Raw genomic sequence first — 285 nt, forward strand, 5'->3', positions numbered from 1 at the left:
CGCTCTTTCAAGCGTTCCAGCAGCACCCACGCATATTCGGCTGCGAGTACGGCGGCGGCCGGTGTGAGCGACATCAGGTACACGGTGCGCTTGCTGGAGGCCAGGGTCAGCAGGGTGAATTGCGCCAACAGCCACTCGCTGAAAAACAGACGGTAGCGATTGCGCACCAGGCTTTTGCGAAAGTGCCACAGGCCCAGGTACACCAGGATGTTCCAGGGCAAAAACGCTTGAGGCAATTTCGCGAGGTAGTAGTAGAACGGCTCGTAATGCCCCGCCTCCACAAAT

Annotated in this window: 1 pseudogene; it reads right to left on the bottom strand. The window is 58.6% G+C overall.

Annotation, left to right across the window (positions count from 1 at the left end):
- A pseudogene (locus SB756_RS29385) lies at window positions 1-285 on the bottom strand (dolichyl-phosphate-mannose--protein mannosyltransferase); the annotation flags it as partial.

Origin of the sequence: Pseudomonas sp. SIMBA_068, from assembly GCF_046534705.1 — a bacterium.
GTDB lineage: Bacteria > Pseudomonadota > Gammaproteobacteria > Pseudomonadales > Pseudomonadaceae > Aquipseudomonas > Aquipseudomonas putida.